Origin of the sequence: Plantactinospora sp. CA-294935 (genome assembly GCF_050936445.1) — a bacterium.
Classification (GTDB): domain Bacteria; phylum Actinomycetota; class Actinomycetes; order Mycobacteriales; family Micromonosporaceae; genus Plantactinospora.
On record NZ_JBNJMU010000001.1, the window covers coordinates 785794 to 803863 of the forward strand.

Here is an 18070-nt window from a genome sequence, read left to right on the forward strand (position 1 = left end):
CGACCCGCCACATGGCCATCGAACTCCTTGCCGGAGCCCCTGAGTACGACGTATTCCGATCGGCGACCAGAGCCGGGCGCAGATATGAATAATGCAGGACTTACGGACATAATTAATTTGCCCGAGGAACGAAGGTACGCGCTCGGCCACGCGCCCACCCGTCAGGAAGGGCCCGCCATCGCTTTCCGGATCGGCGGGTCCCTTCCTGACACACCTGAGCCGCGGTCGGAGGATCAGCCCCGATCCGGAGTGGAGACCAGCTCGGCCGCCATCGTCACCGCACCGAGCAGCGCCGCGTCGTCGGGAAACCCGGACAGCACGAGTTCCGGCCGGTACGGCAGCGCCTCGGTGAGGCGTTCGGCGAGCAGTTCCCGGACCAGCGGGTTACCGGCCACCCCGCCGACCAGCACCACCCGGCGCGGGTCGATCAACAGGCAGCAGGTCACCAGGTGGCGGGCGAACTCGTCGAGCCGGGCCCGCAGGGCCTCCCGGGCCGGACCGGGCCGGGCGGCCTCGGCACAGAGCGCCGCCGCGCCGCCGGTCAGACCGAACGTCGCCGCCAGCCGGTCCAGCGCGCCGCCGGAGAAGACCCGCTCCAGCATGGACTCCGGGCCGGACCAGCCGGTCACGGCGTACCCGATCTCGCCGGCCGCCCCGCGCTGGCCGGACAGGACGGTGCCCTGCGTGGTGACCGCAGCCGCGACGCCGGTGCCGAGCCCGACCACCAACCCGGGATCCGCGTCCCGCAGCAGGCCGATGCGCAGCTCGGCCAGGGCCGCCGCGTTCAGGTCGTTGGCCACCGCCACCTGCGCGACGCCGAGCCGTTCCCGGACCGCGTCGGCCAACCGCAGCCCCTCCCAGCCGGGTACGTTCGGGGCCAGGTCGATGCCGTCGGGCCGGATCACTCCCGGCGAGGCGATCCCGGCCGCGGTGAGCTCTCCACCGGCCCGGGCGAGCAGTTCCGCCGCCAGCTCCAGCGCCCGGTCCAGCGCCTGCCGGGCACCGCGCTCCGCCTGCGTGGCGACCCGCTTCGCGACCAGCAACCTACCGCTGTGGTCGGCCACCCCGACGGCCATCTTGGTGCCGCCGAAGTCGATGCCGAGCAGCCGCCCCGACGCCGCCACGGCGTCCGGCGCCGCACCCGACATCCGGCGTACGCCGTCGAGGTCGACGACACCGGGGTGGGGCGGCGCCGGAGCGTGCCGGGGATGGCTGCCGTCGGAGGTCTCGGGCCCGGGGAGCCGTTGTTCGGACGAGGTCGGGTGGGACCGTACTGTCACTGCCCGAGCCGCCCGTCCACAGCCTCGTCCAGGGCCCGCTCGGCGGCGGCGAGCCGGCCCCGCAGGCCCGTCACCCGGGCACCGACCGCGTCGAAGCCGTCCCGCAGGATCCGGGTCTGTGCCCGTACCGCCGCTGTGCCGGGACCGTCCGCCTGGGCCCGGGCCATGGTCAGCTCCGGGCGGACGGCAGCGGCGATCAGATCCGCCACCGCCGCGTCGTCGAGCGGACCGGCGAGGCCCACCGCGCCGGCCGCGGCCCGGACCTGCTCGGCCGTCCAGGTGTCCGGGGTACCGGCCCGCACCAGGGTGCCGACCACCGAGTGTGCGGCCCGGAACGGTACGCCGTGCCGGGTCAGCGCGTCGGCGGCGGCCGTGGTGGTCGCCCCCGACGCGACGATCTCGGCCGGCGTCGGCGGCTGCTCGGGCACCAGTTCGCCGAGGAACCCGCCGAGCAGCGCGAAGAACCGGTCGGCACGGTCGCAGCTGTCCCAGAGCCGGACCTGTACGTCGGTGGTCGCGTTGTTGGAGTCCTCCCACCACGCCGCGCCCACGTTGTTGAGCACCGAGGCGGCGTCGCCGGCCGCCGCGCCCGCCATCGAGACGAGGTGCTCCAGCACCACCGGATTGCGCTTCTGCGGCATGATGCTGCTGCCCTGGGTGAAGTCCAGCGGCGTGGCCACCCAGCGCCAGGTGAGCCAGTCCATCAGGGTGCGGGCCAGCCGGGCCCCGGTGGCCAGCGCCTGGGCGTTGAGGGTGGCCACCTGGACCAGGTGGTCGGCACCGGCCACCGCCTCGTACGAGTTGGTTATCAAACCGTCGAAGCCGAGCAGTTCGGCCACCCGGGCCGGGGAGATGTCCAGATCGGTACCGGCGAACGCGCACGAGCCCAGCGGCGAGCGGTTGAGCTGGTCCAGCAGGTCGGCGTAGGCGGTCGCCTCGCCGGCCAGTGCCTCGGCGTACCCGGCCAGGACATGCCCGATGGTGGTCGGCTGGGCCGGCCGGCGGTGGGTGTACCCGGTGATCAGCACGTCGGCGTAGCGGTCGGCGCGGTCCAGCGCGGTGCGCCCGGTGGCCAGCAGCCGGTCCAGTACGCCGAGCAACTGCCCCCGCAGCACCATCCGGAACACGCCCGCGTCCAGGTCGTTGCGGCTACGGGCGAGCTGGACGTCGAGTTCGGAGGTGGGTATCCCGCACACCTCGGCGAGACGCTTCTCCACCTGGAAGTAGGTGTCCTCCACAGTGCCGTCGAACGGCGGCGGCGCGGCGGTGTCGGCCGCCAGCTCGCGCAGGCCGCGGAGCAGCCGGGCCCCCCGTTCGGCCGGGATCAGGCCCTGCTCGACCAGCATCACCACGTGGGCCTGGCTGGCCTGCACCATCGGCCCGAACAGGTAGGGCGCGTGGTGGTCGTAGGTCGGCCGCAGGTGGTGCTGCTGGTAGGTGGTCAGCGACGGTCTGCTCGTCATGGTGTCCCTCGTGTCCGTTCGTTTCGCCGGAGGCCGTGCGTGGCGCTCCGGCAGGCGCGGCCCGACGCCGCTCAGCCGGTCAGGCCGAGCAGCCGTTCCGCGTTGCCGGCGAAGATCGCCCGCAGGTCAGCGTCCGGCATCCCCATCTCCCGGCAGATCCGCAACTGGTCGTCGAGGTACCGGCTGACGTAGCCGCGCGGGAACCAGGACGAGTCGCTGCCGAAGACGATGCGGCCCGGCCCGATCGTCTCGTAGCAGCGCCGGAACAGGTCCTCCAGCGTCAGCTTGTACGGCATCCAGCGCACCCACTGGTTCGATCCGGAGGTGTCGACGTGGATGTTGGCGCAGCCCCAGGCGGCGAAGAGCAGCTCCTGCACGTGCTGCACCCCGAAGTGCGGCACCACGAAGGCCAGCTCGGGAAAGCGCCGGGCCACCCGGGCCAGGTGGTTCGGGCTGTCGTACGGGCTGGACGACATGCCGCCCGCGCTGCCGTAGTGCCCGACGTGCACCAGCACCGGCACCCCGAGCCGCTGCGCCGCCGCCCAGCCGGGATCGAGCGCCGGGTCGTCCAGCGGCCCCCGCAGCAGCGGAGCGAAGATCTTCCAGCCGCGCAGCCCGCGTTCGCTGACCGCCCGCTCCAGCTCGGCGGCGGCTCCGGGCGCGAACGGGTCGTGGTGGGCGAACCCGAGGAACCGGTCGGGATGCCGGTCGACCACGTCGGCCACCGCGTCGTTGCCGCCCCCGGTGAGGAAGACCGCCCGGCGGATCCCGTGTTCGCGCAGCTCGGTCGCCCACCGGTCGGCCTCGTCCGGCCAGTGCTCGGCCGGCGGCTCCGGCTCCGGGAACGACCACGCCCGGCGCCACCGGGCCGCGTACGGGGCGGCGCCCGCGGCGCGTACCGCGGCCTCCCGTTCGCCGCCGGGATGCATGCCGACGGCGTGTTCGGCGGCCCGTACGGTCTGGTCGGCGCCGATCCGGAAATGCAGGTGGAAGTCGACGATGTCGAGTCCCCGGCCGATCGTCACGAATCCTCCTCGGTCGCGCCGGGCGGGCCGGGCAGCGGGGCGGCCAGCCAGGAGTCGACCACCTCACGCAACCGGGTACCGGCCAATTCGCGGATCTGCCGGCCGATCGGCTCGGTGGCCATCGACACGTGCCCGGACCAGCCCGCCCAGGGATCCGGCCGGGACTCCACCAGCACGTACGGGTGCCCGGTCGACAGCTTGGGCCGGGGCGGCAGGTCGTCGACCGCGTCCAGGCGTACCGAGGCAGGGTCGAAGCCGAGCACCCCGGACGTCTCGTACGCGCCGCCGTGCCCCCGGGCCGGCCGGTCGCCGTACAGCTCGGTGGTCTCGGCGGGGGTGACCAACTGGAACCAGTTGACCAGCAGCAGGCTGGACCGGCGCCGGCCGGAGACCCACTCCATCGCCGCCCGGACGGTGGACATGTTGGCGTCGTGCCCGTTGACCACCAGCAGCCGGTCAAAGCCGGCGGCGACGATTCCCTCCAGCACGTCGCAGAGGTAGCCGACGGCCACCTCCGGGCGGATGGCGACGGTACCCGGCCAGGGTCGGGTCTGGCCCGGGCAGGCGGTGTAGGGCACCGCCGGGAAGAGCACCCCGCGGTGGGTGCCGCCGGCAAGCTCGGCGGCGAAGCCCTCGGCCAGGATCAGGTCGGTGCCCAGTGGCAGGTGCGGGCCGTGCCACTCGACGGCACCGACCGGGAGTACGGCGAAGTCGGCCGCCGCCGTGACGGCCGGCAGCCGGCTGCCGGACACCCGGCCGATCGGGATCAGTCCGGCACCGGCCAGCCACTCCCCGACCGGTTCGTCCGGGGCGTCGCCTGCCGGGATCAGTTCGTCCATCGTGCCGCCTCCCGGGCCGCCCGGCCGCCGCCCTGGAGCCGGCCGGAGACCACCATCACCACGAAGATCAGCGCGACCTGGAGCATCCCGTACGCCGCCGCCGTACCGATCTCGAACGAGTACATCCGGTTGTTGATCGCCACCGAGATCGGCGCGGTGCTGGCGGTGTAGATCAGCACCGAGGCGACGAACTCACCGACCCCGTGCACGAAGGCGAGCAGCGCGCCGGCCAGTACGCCGGGCAGCATCAGCCGGAGCGTGATCGACCCGAACGCCCGGGGCCAGGAGGCGCCGAGGTTGCGGGCCGCCTCCTCCAGCGACGGGTCGAGCTGGGCCAGCGCCGCCGAACTGGACCGGAACACCAGCGGCAGGAACCGCACGAAGTACGCCAACGGCATGATCCAGAACGTGCCGACCAGCACCTGTCCGAGGCTGAACGCGTTGCCGGTGCTGAACGCCGCGATCAGGTTGATCGCCACGACCGTGCCGGGCAGCGCCCAGGCGAGCATCACCGCCACGTCGAGCAGGCCGCGTCCGACGAAGCGGAGCCGGCGCACCGCGTACGCGATCAGCACGCCGACCACGACGCACCCGGCGGTGGCCAGCAGGCTCATCTGCAACGAGTTGAGGATCGGCTGGAACGCCTGCGGCTCGGTGAAGATGTCGACGAAGTTCTCCATGGTGTAGTCGCTGGGCAGCACCTGGGTGGTCCACGAGCCGTCGACCGAGAACGCCACCACCGCGATCGTGGCGACCGGAGCCAGCAGCACCACCGTGGCGAGCAGCGAGCCGAGCAGGGCGAGCCACCGGCCGACCGGGTTACGGATCTCCCGGCGGTACGCGGAGACGCCCTTGGACTGCGACCGGTAACTGCGCCGCCCCTCGTACCAGCGCATGCCGAGCAGGAAGAGCACCGAGACGACGCCGAGCACCGAGGCGTAGGTGGAGGCCATCGGCAGGTCGCCGTTGGTCCGGTTGATGTAGATCTGCATCGTCATCGTGCGGTCGACGCCGAACAGCAGCGGCGCGGTGTACGAGGCGAGCGAGGTCATGAAGACCAGCAGCGAGGCGGAGACCAGCGCCGGGGTGAGCATCGGCAGCAGCACCGTGCGCCAGACCCGGACCCGCCCGGCGCCCAGGTTGTAGGCGGCCTCCTCCACCGAGGGGTCCATCCCGGCGAGCGCGGCGGAGGCTGCCAGGTAGAAGAACGGGTACATGGTGAAGGTGTGCACCACCAGCACCCCGGCGATGCCGTCGAACGGCAGCACCGGATTCTCCGTACCGAAGAGCTGTTGCAGGCCCCGGGGCAGGATCCCGGTCTCGCTGTAGAGCAGCTGGAACGAGATCGCGCCGATCAGCGGTGGGAGTGCCGCCGGGACCAGGATGATCGCCTCGATCAGCCGGCGGCCGGGGAAGGCGAACCGCTTGAGCAGGAACGCCATCGCGACCCCGACCACCCCGCAGAGCAGCACGCTGCCGGCCGAGATGCCCAGCGAGGTGAGCAGCGAGCTACGGGCGACGCCGGCACCGGAGAGGAAACCGGCGTAGTTGTCGATCCCGTCGCCGTCCGCGCTCTGCGCGAAGGTGGCCAGCATCGGCTGTACCACGTAGCCCCAGAGCACCAGCACCAGCGGCAACACCAGCAGGTACGGGAACCAGCCGCCGCCCGCGTCGCCGAGGAGCCGGCCGGCGAGCCGGGACCGGCGGGTCCGCACCGGATCGGCCGGCCGGGGCGGGCCGGTCCGGGACGGCTGCGGGGCGGTCGTCGTCGGAACGCTCACGGGTGGACCACCCACATCCGGGCGGCCGGCATCCGCAGCCCGATCCGGTCGCCGACGGCGAGCCCGTCGGGTACGTCCACCGCGGCGACGGTCAACTCCTGGCCCGAGGCGTCCACGGTCAGGTTGGTCGCCATGCCGGTGAACTCCAGGTCGGTGATCAGCCCCGGCAGCGCCTCCGGTTCCTCCGGCCCGCAGAGCCCGATGTGCTCCGGCCGGATCGAGATCAGCGCGGTGCCGGACTCGGCCAGTCCGTGCTCCCGCGGTGCCGCCACCGTACGGGTCGTGCCGTCGGGCAGCCGTACCTCGACGGTCTGCTCGGCGGCGGCCAGCACCGGCAGCGACAGTACGTTGCTGCGGCCGATGAACCGGGCGACGAAGGTGGTGGCGGGGCGGTGGTAGATCTCCTGCGGCGTGCCGACCTGCCGGACCCGGCCCGATTCCATCACGGCGATCCGGTCCGACATGGCCATCGCCTCGGCCTGGTCGTGGGTGACGTAGATCGAGGTGAGGCCGGCGTCCCGCTGGATGCGGCGGATCTCCGTCCGGGTCTCCTCGCGCAGCTTGGCGTCCAGGTTGGACAGTGGCTCGTCCAGCAGCAGGGTACGCGGCCGGATCACCAGGGCGCGGGCCAGCGCCACCCGCTGCTGCTGGCCGCCGGAGAGCTGGTCGATCCGGCGGTCGCCGTACCCGGTCAGGTGCACCTGGTCGAGCGCCTCGGCGATCCGGGCGCGGGCGTCCGCCCCGCGAACCCTACGGATCTTGAGTCCGTATCCCACGTTCTGCGCGACCGACAGGTGCGGGAAGAGCGCGTAGTTCTGGAACACCATGCCGGTGTCCCGCTTGTTCGGCGGCTTGCGGGTGACGTCCTCGGTGCCGAACCGGATCCGGCCGGCGGTGGGAAAGTAGAAGCCGGCGATCATCCGCAGTGTGGTGGTCTTTCCGCAGCCGCTCGGCCCGAGCAGCGTGAAGAACTCGCCGGCGTCGACGCCGAGATCGACATCGTCGACCGCTGCGGCGTCGCCGGCACCCGCGAAGCGTTTGCTGACCGACTCCAGCGTGACACCGATCATGAGTTCCCTTCCCCGCGCCCGATCCGGGACGCGTCGTCTCTTTGTCGACCCGGCTGCCGCCGGTCGGTGCGATGCCGGCGGCAGCCGGGCCGCGGGGCTGGCGCGCCGGTCCGGTTCGACCCCCGGACCGGCGCGCCAGCCTGGTGGTGCCGGCCCGGATAGGTGGGCCGGGCCGGCACCGGAACGGTCAGCCCTTGTTCTTGATCTCGGCGTTCCAGTGGTTGATCCACTCGGTTTCGTGCTTCGCGATCACGTCCCAGTCCACGTCCATCGGCTTCAGGCCCAGCTCGGCCAGCCACTGTGGCTTCTCGGCGATCTCCACCGCCGGGATCTGGAAGTAGTCGCGGGCCAGTTCGGCGCGGAGCGCGTCGTCGTAGAGGAACTCGATGAACTTCTGCGCGCCGGTGGTGTTGCCGCCCTTGATCGCACCCAGCCCGTCGACCAGGACCGGCGCGCCGGAGGCCGGCATCACGTAGCCGAACGGCATGTTGGACTGGTTGGCCTGCAACAGGACGTCCTGGAGGTTCCAGAGGCTGACCACACCCTGTCCCCGGGACATCTTCAGGTAGAGGTCCGCCGGGTTGGCGGCGTACTCGGTGGTGTTGGCGTCCAGCTTGCGCAGCCAGTCGTAGCCGGGCTGCGGGTTGCTGCCGTCCGGGGAGAGCTTCTGGATCATCGAGGAGTAGATCGAGCGCATCGTGCCGGAGGCGGCCACGTCACGGATGATGATCTTGTCTTTCCAGGCCGGCGTGATCAGGTCGTCCCAGTCCTTCGGCGCCTGGTCTGCCGGGACCGCCTTGTTGTTGTACATGATGACCTCGGGCAGCAGGATCTCACCGAACCAGCGGCCCTGGGCATCCTTGTACTGGGCGTCCATCTTCGACGCGAAGGCCGGCTGCCAACCGGCCAGCAGGTCCTCGGTGGCCCCGGTGGCTAGCGCCTGCTGGGTGCCACCCCACCAGACGTCGCCCTGCGGGTTGGCCTTCTCCGCCCGTACCCGCTCCAGGATCTCCTGGGCGCCGAGGGTGAGCACCTCGACCTTGCCCTGGTACTCCGGGTACTTCGCGGTGAACTTCCCGACCACGAAGTCCGCGACCTTCTTGTCGCGGGCGGTGTACACCACGATCTTCTCGGCGCCGGTACCGCCCTCCGCGGCGTCGTCGTCACCACCGCAGGCGGCCAGGCTGGTCATCATCGTTATCGCGAGTGCTCCGACGAGCACCGATCGGCGTCTCATGGGGTTACCTCCGGGGTGGGGAATCATGCGGTTCAGAAAGCTCCACTGGTGGCGGCCGGAGCCGCCGCAGCGGCGAGCGCGTAACTCACCGCGCCATGCAGTACCGCCCGGTCGCCGAGGACGGCGCGACGGACCTCGGTCGCGGCCGGGGCGGCCAGCGAGACCAGAGACTGGAGCAGGTTGAGGGCGGCGTCGTCCAGGTCTGCCGCCGCACCACTGAGCAGCACCCGGCCCGGATCCACCACGCAGACGCAGGAGACGATCAGCCGGGCCCAGGCGCCGAGTACCTCGCGCAGATAGTCGTCCGCCTCGGCGTCGGTGCGGCTCAACTCGACGAGTTCGCGGATGGGAGCCCTCGGTCGCCGGCCGGGACGCAGTGCGACGACCCGCTCGGCGATCGCGTTCTCCGACCACCGCGCCTCGAACGGACCCACCCCGTCGTGGCCCTGGTCGCCCCGTTCCAGCGGAAGGAAGCCGACCTCGCCGGCAGCGCCCGCGGCACCCCGGCGGACCCGGCCGTCCAGGATCAGGCCGGCGCCGATGCCGTCGGCCACGTGCAGCAGCAGCAGGTCGGTGACGTCGCTGCCAGCACCCGCGGCGTGCTCGCCGGCGGCCATCAGGTTGACGTCGTTGTCCACCACCACCGGCACGCCGAGCATCGCCTGGACGGAGTCGCCGATCGGCTGGCCCTCGATCACGCCGACCGACGGCGCCAACCGCACGGCACCGCCGGAGGAGACACCCGGCACCGCGATCGCCACCCCGCGCAGCGCCGGCATCCCGTCGCCGGCCAGCTCCGGCACGAACCGGCAGATCGTCTTGACGATGTCGGTATGCAGCCGGGCGTTGCGGTGCGCTATCACCGTCCCGTCGCTGTCGGCGATCTCGCAGCTGATCCGGGACGGCTCCAGCGAGACCGCCGCGACCAGCTCGGCGCCGGGGTTGAACTCCAACATGGCGCGCGGCCGGCCGGTACGCGAGGCACCCGGCCCCCGCTCGATGAGGTAACCCTCGGCGATCAGGGCGCGGACCAGCGGCGTCAGCGTGGCGGGGCTGAGCCCGGTCAGCTCGGTCAGCTCGGCCCGGGACAGCACCCTGGCCTGTCGGGCCGCGGAGATCACCGAAAGGCGCTTGATCTCCTTGGACCGCTCCCGGCTCACGGGGCTGGTTGGCGGGTTGACCACGTCAGTCACTCTTCTTTCCTACGGCGAACGAACTATCTCCGTCAAGTAACGAATGGATCTCGCCCATCCTCGACCACCCCGTCGACCAGGACCTTCGCCTCCGAAGGGGTACGAGACGGGCAGCCGACGCCGCGGGCACCGGCGCGGTGCTGGTCGTTGTCAACGGGGCGGTGGAGCGCGCCAGCCTCGCCGGCAGCGTCGGCCTGGCCGTCATCCTGGGGCTGGGCGCCGCCGTACCGGCGCTGGCCGGCTGGCTGTCCCGACGGCGGGCGCCCGGCATCCCGCCACACGTCGTACGGCGCCGGCTCGCGACCGTCGCGGTCGCCGCCGCCGGCCGCGCACCGCTGCCGCTCGCCCAGGGCACCCCCGCCGTCAACCACCCCTTCCTGCCCGGCGGGCCGCCGCTGGTCACCGCCGTACTCCCGGTGTTCCTCGTCGGGTGGCCGCCCTCGCCGTCGGCGCGGCCCGGCACCGCCCGCCGCGTCCGATGGTGCCACTGGCCGGTGCCGTGCCGCTCCCCACCGCCGTGCCGGTCGCCGCCCAACCCTGAGCTGCCGCCGGACACCGGCTCCACGCTTCGTCGCTGACAGTTCGCCGGCAGGTCATGATGCCGTGACCTGGACGGTGGGGACCTGCACGACGGTGAGCGCATGCGGATCGCGATCGTCACGGAGTCCTTTCCGCCGGATGTCAACGGGGTGGCGAACTCGGTCGTACGGGTCGCCGAGCACCTGGTACGGCGCGGTCACCGGCCCCTGGTGATCGCACCGCAGCCGGCGGCCGGCGCCCGGGACGGCGCCGACGCGCTGCCCTACCCGGTGGTACGGCTGCCGTCGGTGCCCATGCCCGGCTACCCGCAGTTCCGCCTCGGCCTGCCCGGGCGGGAGCTGGCGGCGGCGTTGCGCGGGCACGACGCCGAGGTGGTGCACCTGGCCAGCCCGTTCGTGCTCGGCGCCCGGGGCGTCACGGTGGCCCGGGCGATGGGGCTGCCCTCGGTGGCCGTCTACCAGACCGACGTCGCCGCGTACGCGCGGGCGTACCGGGTACGGCTGACCGAGGCGGCGGCGTGGCGCTGGCTGCGTCGGGTGCACAACTGCGCGAACCGCACCCTGGCCCCGTCCAGTGCCACCGCGAGCGCCCTGGACGAGCACGGCATCCAGCGGATCTGGCTGTGGCAGCGCGGCGTGGACAGCGAGCGGTTCCGGCCGGAACACCGCAGCGCCGCGCTGCGCCGCGCCCTCGCCCCCGGCGGGGAGGTACTGGTCGGCTACGTCGGCCGGCTGGCGGTGGAGAAGCGGGTGGACCTGCTGGCCGGGGCGAGCACGCTGCCCGGGGTCCGGGTGGTGGTGGTCGGCGACGGTCCGGCCGGTCCGGCGCTGCGCCGCGCACTGCCGCAGGCGCTCTTCGTCGGCCCCCGGCACGGCCGGCAGCTCGCCCGGATCTACGCCAGCCTCGACGTCTTCGCGCACACCGGCCCGTACGAGACGTTCGGCCAGACGGTGCAGGAGGCGATGGCCAGCGGGCTGCCCGTGGTGGCCCCGGCCGCCGGTGGGCCGCTCGACCTGGTACGGGACGGCCGGACCGGTCACCTGGTCCGGCCGGACGATCCGGACGCGTTCACCGCCGCGATCGCCGGGCTGGTGGCCGACCCGGACCGCCGGGCGGAGTACGGCCGGGCGGGGCGGGCCGCGGTGCGCGGGCGTACCTGGGCGGCGATCGGTGACGAGCTGATCGGGCACTACACGGCGGTACTCGCCGAGGCGCCGGCGGTGGGCAGTCCCCGGCCCGGCCGGCTGTTCCGGCTGCGGCAGGCGGCCGCGTGACCCGGCCTCTCCATGGGGGAAACCGGTGACCTCCGGGCAGGGCGGCGAACAGATCGATCTCTTCGGTGCGGAACTTCGGGCCGCCGACGGACAGAGCAGGGAGACGGCGTGCGGATCGTGCGGCTGGCCAACTTCATCACCGAGAGCTCGGGCGGGCTGCGTACCGCGCTGCGCCAGCTCGGCGCCGGGTACGCCGCCGCCGGGCACGAACCGGTGTTGGTGATGCCCGGCCGGCGCGACACCGACGAGCAGACCGAGCAGGGTCGGGTGATCACGCTGGCCAGTCCGTCCGTACCCGGGATGGGCGGCTACCGGGTGATCGTCGACCGGGTACGGCTGGCCCGGCTGCTGCGCGAGCTGCGCCCGGACCGGCTGGAGATCTCCGACCGTACGACGTTGCGCTGGACCGGCGCCTGGGCCCGCCGGCACGGCGTACGCAGCATGATGGTGTCGCACGAGAGCCTCGACGGGCTGCTCCGGCTGCTCCCCGGTGGCCAGCTCCGCCGGGTGGCCGACCGGCTCAACCTGCGTACCGTCGCCGGGCACGACCAGATCGTCTGCACCACCTCGTGGGCGGCGGCGGAGTTCCGGCGGATCGGCGCCGGCAACCTCCGTCAGGTACCGCTCGGCGTCGACCTCGAGCACTTCCGGCCGGACCGGTACGACCCCCGACTGCGCGCCGGCTACGCCGAGCCGGACGAGCTGCTCCTGCTGCACTGCGGCCGGCTGTCGCCGGAGAAGCGCCCCGAGCGGTCCCTCGCCGCGCTGGCCGGGTTGCGGGACCGGGGCGTACCCGCGGTGCTGGTGGTGGTCGGCGACGGGCCGCGCCGGGAGCGGCTGCGCGCGACCGCCGCCCGGGGCGACCTGCCGGTCCGGTTCCTGCGTTACGTCGCCGACCGCGACCTGCTGGCCCGGCTGCTCGCCACCGCCGACGTGGTGCTGGCGCCGGGGCCGGTGGAGACGTTCGGCCTGGCCGCCCTGGAGGCGCTGGCCAGCGGTACCCCGGTGGTGGCGAGCGCGGAGAGCGCGCTGCCGGAGGTGCTCGGTCCGGCCGGGATGGCCGCGCCGGGCGAGGGACCGGGCTACGCCGACGCCGTGCTGGAGCTGGTCGGCCGGCCGGGCCCGGAGCGCCGGGCGGCGGCCCGCCGGCAGGCCGAACGCTTTCCGTGGTCGGCGGCGGTGGCGGGCTTCCTGGCCGCACACGACCTTCCGGTACGCGTCCAGCCGGCCGAGGTGCCGGCTACCAGCGGCGGCCGGTGAGCCGCTCGTACACCTCGACGTAGCGGGCCCGGGCGGCCTCGACGACCTCCGGCGGCATCTCGGGGGCCGGTCCGGTCTTGTCCCAGCCGGTGCCGACCGCCCAGTCCCGGACGAACTGCTTGCTCAGCGAGAGCTGGTCGCGGCCGGGCTGGTAGGAGGCGGCCGGCCAGAACCGGGACGAGTCGGAGGTCAGCACCTCGTCGCCGAGCACCATCGTGCCGTCCGGCGCCCAGCCGAGTTCCAGTTTGGTGTCGGCGACCAGGATGCCCCGGTCGGCGGCGAGCTCGGCGCCGCGCCGGTAGACGGCGAGAGTGACCTCGCGGAGCCGCTCGGCGGTCTCGGCGCCGACCTTGGCCACCACGTCGGCGAAGGTGATCGCCTCGTCGTGCTCGCCCTGCGGTGCCTTGGTGGTCGGGGTGAAGATCGGCTCGGGCAGGATCGACGCCTCCACCAGTCCGGGCGGCAGCGGTACGCCGCAGACGGCGCCGGTCTTGTCGTATTCCGTGATGCCGGAACCGGTCAGGTAGCCCCGCGCGATGCACTCGACCGGGATCATCTCCAGCCGGCGGACCCGGATCGCCCGCCCGGCCCACTCGGCCGGCACGTCGGTGGCCGAGATGACGTGGTTGGGCACCAGGTCGGCGAGCTGCTCGAACCACCAGAGCGACAGCGCGGTGAGCAGTTTGCCCTTGTCCGGGATCGGGGTCGGCAGCGCCACGTCGTAGACCGACACCCGGTCGGAGGCGACCAGGATCAGGTCGTCGCCGTCGGCGTAGACGTCCCTGACCTTGCCCGAATGCAGCAGTTCCACGTGCCCAAGTACATCACGGTCGCCGGGCCGGCCCCGGTGCGGCCCGAGTCGGCCGGGTCGCCGGCCCGACCCCGACACCCGGGTCGTTCCGGGCGGCGGTTGGGACGATCTTGCCCGTACGGGCGTTGACACCCGCCGAGGTCGGCTGGGTGAATGATCCGGTTGCCGTCACAGCTGACCCGGTGTCGTCAGGAGTTGTCGTGCCTCATCCCCTCCCCTCCCCCGTGGCCCAGAGACCGCCGGCCGGCCGACTCGGCCGGCGTCTGGGTGCCGCGCTGCTCGTCGTCGTCACCGCGCTCTCCGGTTGCACCGCCGAGAACGCCGCACCACAGGACGACAAGGTCGAACTCTCCGTCTTCTGGTGGGGCGGCGACCGCCGGGCCGAGCTGACCAAGCAGGCGCTGGCGGTCTACACCAAGCGCTATCCGGACGTCACGTTCAAGTTCACCTACCAGGGCAACGCCGGCTACTTCGACCGGCTCTCCACCGAGGCCGCCGCCGGGAACGCCCCGGACATCTTCCAGATCGACGACAACTACCTCACCGAGTACGCGCAGCGGGAGATCCTGCTGGACCTGACCGACTACGTCCGGGCCGACGTGCTGGACCTGCGGAAGCTGCCGGCCGGTCTCGCCCAGTCCAGCCAGGTGACCGGCCGTACGGTCGCCGCCGCGGCGGCGGAGAACACCCCCGGCCTGATCTACAACAAGAGCCTGCTCGACCGGTACGACCTGCCGGAGCCGCAGATCGGGATGTCCTACGAGGACTATCTGGAGTGGGCCGAGCGGATCACCGAGCGCTCCGACGGCGAGGTCTACGGCACCATGGACCCGTCCGCGGACTACAAGGCGCTCTGGGTCTGGCTGCGCTCCCAGGACAAGGAGCTGTACCGGGGCCGGCAGGTGGGCTTCACCGAGAGCGACCTGGCTCGCTGGTTCGAGCTGTGGGCCGATGCCCGGAAGCGCGGGGCGGCCCCGCCGGCACAGGTGATCCAGCCGGCGAACAGCGGTGACGTGACCAAGCAACTGGTGGCCAGCGGCCAAGCGGCAACCTCGTTCGTCTGGTCCAACCAGCTCCCGGAGTTGCAGAAGCTCACCAAGGACCGACTCAAGGTGGTCAGCTATCCCGGCAAGCCGGCCGCGCAGTGGGCCCGGGCCTCGCTCTACTGGGCCGCCTTCCGGGGTACCCGCCATCCGGAGACCGTCGTGCACGTCATCGACTTCCTGGTCAACGACGCCGTGGCCGGCGAGATCCTCGGCACCGAGCGGGGCCTGAGCGCCAACCTGGACGTACGGCGGGCCGTGGAGGCGTCGCTGACCGACGAGAGCATGAAGCAGTCGGTCGCCTTCGAGACCACCATGACGGAGAAGTTCGGACCGGCTCCGGTGCCGCCGCCGAAGGGGCACGCCACGGTCAAGCAACTGCTGATCCAGGCGGCCGAGAACGTCCAGTTCGGCAGGGCTTCCCCGCGTACCGCCGCGGCGTCCTTCATCAGCCAGGCGAACGCCGCGCTGACGAGCTGAGCCGCCGGGAAGGGACCCGCCCGCCGTTCTCCCCGCGGCGGAGGGGTCCCTTCCGGACACCGGCGAGGGCCGCCCGCCCGGCGATCGACCAGCAGCCGGTGCGCCGGGTCGGGGTCACCCGACGCGGCTGCTCAGCGCTTCCCTCCCGACCTGCGGTTGCGCATCACGAGGACCAGTACGGCGACGATCACGCCGACCACGATCAGGCAGCAGACCAGCCCCCAGATCCCGAAGCTGCCCCGGGCCCGGCGCCCCCGGGCCGCCTCCACCACCATCTCGCCGGGCCCGCTCGACGCCCAGGCCATGGCCGGTACGAACACTGTCAACGCCGCCGTACCGAGCACTGCGGTCAGGCGGACCCACCAGTTCCGGAAAATCTCCATGGCTACATCCTCGGGGCTACTCGCAAGTCCCGCCGGCAACGCGGCCGATCACCGGACCTGAACCTCGGGCGGTACCGGCGCAGCGAGCCGGGTCGATGCGGTGACCTGCGGTGCGCCGATCGTGCTGACCTCGCTACCGGCGATCTTCAACGCGGTACACCTGAACCCGCTCGAAGCGGCAACGTCAGCAGCGCGGCACCGCCCTCGGGATCAACATCGTCGCCGGTGTCGCCGGCTCGTTCCTCGGCCTGTTGCATCCTGTTCTGGCTGGTCATCGCGATGGCCGCGCCTTGTCCGGCAACCGGCCGGCTCGCCGGGTGGGAGGGATCAGCGCCGGCGGCCGTACACGACGAGCGCGACGAGCAGGCAGCCGAACGCCGTGGAGCTGAGTACGACGCGGACCAGGTTCCACGCCCGCCACCTCGCCTCGCCGAAGTCCCGGCGTACCTGGGCGAGGTCGGCGATCCGGTCCGGGTCGCCGGCCACCTTGATCGCGTCGTTCAGCGGTACGTTCACCGCCAGCGTGATCACGACCACCACCAGGTAGAGCAGGAACGCGACGGCGATCCACGGCAACCCGCCGTGCCCGTCCGCCCGCAGGTGCAGGGCGGCGGAGACACCGGTGAGGACCAGCGCCCCGAAGAAGCAGGACATGAACCACGGGTTGATGATCGCCCGATCGACGGCCTGGAACGCACCCACGAACGTACGGTCGTCGGTACGGCCCAGCCCGGGCATGATCGTGTGTGCGTACAGGACGAAGACCCCGGCCACCAGCCCGGTGGTCATCGCGGCGGCCCCCAGCACCAGCCCGGTCAACATTCGCCCGCCTTCCCGTCGGTTCCGCCGGCATCCCCGGCAGTGGTCCCGGCACCCCGCCCCTCCCCGTCCGGCCAGACGTGTGGGAAGAGCAGAACACGCCACCCTTTCAACTCACGGTCATCGCCCGGCCAACCGTCCGCCGGCCGGCTCAACCGGCGTACGACGTGTCCGGCCGGATCCCATTCCTACCAGATGGCGACCACAGCGCAGCCCGGACGAGTTGGCGAGCGGCCCTGGGGACAGAGCCGGAACGGCCCTCCAGATGATCTCTGGAGGGCCGGCGAAGACGCCCGATCCGAGCAGGGCGGCTCAGTGGGCAGTTACCGGGAGTGCCTCGGTCTCGACGGGCGTGACATGACGGCGGCGGGTCGGCACCATGACCGTCGGGTGGCCGATGCTCCAGGCCGCGCCCGCGCAGACGAACTCCTTGATCCGGGCAGCCGGCCGGCCCGTGATGGCGGACGGCTTGGCCTGGTCATCGGGGGTCACGAACTGGATGATGCCGTCGCGGCGGCCGAGGCTGATGCACTGCAGGAAGTAGCCGATCGTCTTCTCCGGAACCTGGCGACCGGTCAGGCGCGCGGCGATGGCGTCGGCGGCCTGCCAGGCCATCGGGATCCCCGAGGCACAGGACATCCGCAGCGGCTTCCCGCCCGCTCCCTGCGCGATCCCGGCGTCGCCGACGGCGTACACGTCGGGGTGCGAAACCGAGCGCATGGTGCCGTCGACGACGATCTGCCCGGTGTCGGCGACCTCCAGGGTGGTGGCGGCGGCGATCGGGTGCGTGCTGAAGCCCGCTGTCCAGACGGTCACCTGGGCCGGGATCCGCCCGGCGGCCCCGGTGAGTACGCCGGTCTCGTCGACGTGCGTGATGTCGGTGTCCTCGTGCACGGTGATGCCGAGCCGGTCGAAAACGGTGCGCAGGTGTCGCCGGGCCTTGTCACTCAGCCAGTCGCCGACGCCACCGCGGGCGGCGATCGCGACGTCGAGATCCGGCCTGCTCTCGGCGATCTCGGTGGCTGCCTCGATGCCGGTGAGGCCACCGCCGACCACCAGCACGGTCCCGCCCGCGGCGAGGTCGTGCAGCCGCTCGCGCAACCGCAGCGCACCCTGTTCGCCGGAGACGTGGTAGGCGTGTTCGGCGGCCCCGGGAACACCATGGTCGGCGGCGGTACTGCCGAGGGCGTAAACCAGGGTGTCGTACCCGATCTCGTCGGCGCCGTGCTGGTCGACGAGATCGACGGTCTTGCGCTCGACATCGACGGCGGTGACCCGCGCCGGTCGTACCGCGACACCCGTACCCGCGTAGACGTCACGCAACGGCCGGCGCCGCAGGTCCTGCCCGGCCGCGAGCTGGTGCATCCGGACCCGCTCGACGAACTCCGGGTCGGCGTTGACCAGGGTGATCTCGGTGTCGTCGGAGTGCAGTCGCCGGGCGAGACGCCCGGCGGCGTGGGCTCCGGCATATCCGGCCCCGAGGACGACGATGCGGTGCTTCATGTTCCGCCTCCTGTCTGGTGTGGCCTGCTCGCTTCCTGAACCGGACAGCGACGCGATCCCTGACAGGAG

At 72.5% G+C, this 18070-nt stretch carries 17 protein-coding genes; 4 read left to right on the forward strand and 13 right to left on the reverse strand.

Annotated elements, in window-relative coordinates; genetic code table 11:
• Positions 1 to 233 precede the first annotated feature (233 nt).
• From ACQEVC_RS03535 to ACQEVC_RS03570, 8 genes are all read right to left on the reverse strand, one after another.
• Complete coding sequence (locus tag ACQEVC_RS03535) at positions 234 to 1280, reverse strand: ROK family protein (protein ID WP_432873285.1); 1047 nt, start codon at positions 1278 to 1280, stop codon at positions 234 to 236.
• Positions 1277 to 2743, reverse strand: coding sequence for an argininosuccinate lyase (locus ACQEVC_RS03540; protein ID WP_432873288.1), 1467 nt, complete (start codon positions 2741 to 2743; stop codon positions 1277 to 1279). The genes ACQEVC_RS03535 and ACQEVC_RS03540 overlap by 4 nt, the downstream gene beginning before the upstream one ends.
• A gap of 71 nt (positions 2744 to 2814) precedes the next feature.
• Entirely contained in the window at positions 2815 to 3768 is a 954-nt protein-coding gene (locus ACQEVC_RS03545; protein WP_432873291.1) for an amidohydrolase family protein, read from the reverse strand.
• On the reverse strand, positions 3765 to 4607 hold the full coding sequence (locus ACQEVC_RS03550; protein ID WP_432873293.1) for a creatininase family protein: 843 nt from the start codon (positions 4605 to 4607) through the stop codon (positions 3765 to 3767). Before ACQEVC_RS03550 ends, ACQEVC_RS03545 begins: the two co-directional genes overlap by 4 nt.
• Positions 4595 to 6388 carry an ABC transporter permease gene (locus ACQEVC_RS03555; RefSeq protein ID WP_432873296.1) on the reverse strand — a complete coding sequence of 598 codons (1794 nt, stop codon included), beginning with the start codon at positions 6386 to 6388 and terminating at the stop codon, positions 4595 to 4597. Before ACQEVC_RS03555 ends, ACQEVC_RS03550 begins: the two co-directional genes overlap by 13 nt.
• A complete protein-coding gene (locus ACQEVC_RS03560; RefSeq protein WP_432873299.1) occupies positions 6385 to 7458 on the reverse strand; it encodes an ABC transporter ATP-binding protein in 1074 nt (357 codons plus the stop codon). The genes ACQEVC_RS03555 and ACQEVC_RS03560 overlap by 4 nt, the downstream gene beginning before the upstream one ends.
• 187 nt (positions 7459 to 7645) lie before the next feature.
• Positions 7646 to 8695, reverse strand: coding sequence for an extracellular solute-binding protein (locus tag ACQEVC_RS03565; RefSeq protein WP_432873302.1), 1050 nt, complete (start codon positions 8693 to 8695; stop codon positions 7646 to 7648).
• Positions 8696 to 8727: 32 nt separating this feature from the next.
• Entirely contained in the window at positions 8728 to 9888 is a 1161-nt protein-coding gene (locus ACQEVC_RS03570; protein ID WP_432873304.1) for an ROK family protein, read from the reverse strand.
• Between the two features lie 137 nt (positions 9889 to 10025).
• Between ACQEVC_RS03570 and ACQEVC_RS03575 the strand changes: the two genes are divergently transcribed.
• From ACQEVC_RS03575 to ACQEVC_RS03585, 3 genes are all read left to right on the forward strand, one after another.
• Positions 10026 to 10466: a hypothetical protein gene (locus ACQEVC_RS03575; RefSeq protein ID WP_432873306.1), complete on the forward strand. Its 441-nt coding sequence runs from the start codon at positions 10026 to 10028 to the stop codon at positions 10464 to 10466.
• 63 nt (positions 10467 to 10529) lie between these two features.
• Positions 10530 to 11702, forward strand: a complete 1173-nt coding sequence (locus ACQEVC_RS03580; RefSeq protein WP_432873309.1) for a glycosyltransferase family 4 protein — start codon at positions 10530 to 10532, stop codon at positions 11700 to 11702.
• A gap of 108 nt (positions 11703 to 11810) precedes the next feature.
• Positions 11811 to 12962: a glycosyltransferase gene (locus ACQEVC_RS03585; protein WP_432873312.1), complete on the forward strand. Its 1152-nt coding sequence runs from the start codon at positions 11811 to 11813 to the stop codon at positions 12960 to 12962.
• On the opposite strand, the gene ACQEVC_RS03590 is transcribed toward ACQEVC_RS03585, so the two are convergent.
• Positions 12943 to 13773 carry a phosphoribosylaminoimidazolesuccinocarboxamide synthase gene (locus ACQEVC_RS03590; protein WP_318402740.1) on the reverse strand — a complete coding sequence of 277 codons (831 nt, stop codon included), beginning with the start codon at positions 13771 to 13773 and terminating at the stop codon, positions 12943 to 12945. The genes ACQEVC_RS03585 and ACQEVC_RS03590 overlap by 20 nt on opposite strands.
• Positions 13774 to 13997: 224 nt before the next feature.
• On the opposite strand from ACQEVC_RS03590, the gene ACQEVC_RS03595 reads away from it, so the two are divergent.
• Positions 13998 to 15296: an ABC transporter substrate-binding protein gene (locus tag ACQEVC_RS03595; protein ID WP_432873315.1), complete on the forward strand. Its 1299-nt coding sequence runs from the start codon at positions 13998 to 14000 to the stop codon at positions 15294 to 15296.
• Positions 15297 to 15427: 131 nt separating this feature from the next.
• Here the strand turns inward: ACQEVC_RS03595 and ACQEVC_RS03600 are convergent, their stop codons facing one another.
• The 4 genes from ACQEVC_RS03600 to ACQEVC_RS03615 all read right to left on the reverse strand — a co-directional run bounded on the left by ACQEVC_RS03600 (position 15428) and on the right by ACQEVC_RS03615 (position 18001).
• Positions 15428 to 15679 (reverse strand): hypothetical protein, encoded by a 252-nt coding sequence (locus ACQEVC_RS03600; protein ID WP_432873317.1) that lies wholly within the window; start codon positions 15677 to 15679, stop codon positions 15428 to 15430.
• Positions 15680 to 15825: 146 nt separating this feature from the next.
• Entirely contained in the window at positions 15826 to 15954 is a 129-nt protein-coding gene (locus tag ACQEVC_RS03605) for a hypothetical protein (RefSeq protein ID WP_432873319.1), read from the reverse strand.
• Positions 15955 to 16006: 52 nt separating this feature from the next.
• Positions 16007 to 16501 carry a DUF1772 domain-containing protein gene (locus ACQEVC_RS03610; protein ID WP_432873322.1) on the reverse strand — a complete coding sequence of 165 codons (495 nt, stop codon included), beginning with the start codon at positions 16499 to 16501 and terminating at the stop codon, positions 16007 to 16009.
• Between the two features lie 309 nt (positions 16502 to 16810).
• On the reverse strand, positions 16811 to 18001 hold the full coding sequence (locus ACQEVC_RS03615) for an NAD(P)/FAD-dependent oxidoreductase (protein ID WP_432873324.1): 1191 nt from the start codon (positions 17999 to 18001) through the stop codon (positions 16811 to 16813).
• Positions 18002 to 18070 lie beyond the last annotated feature (69 nt).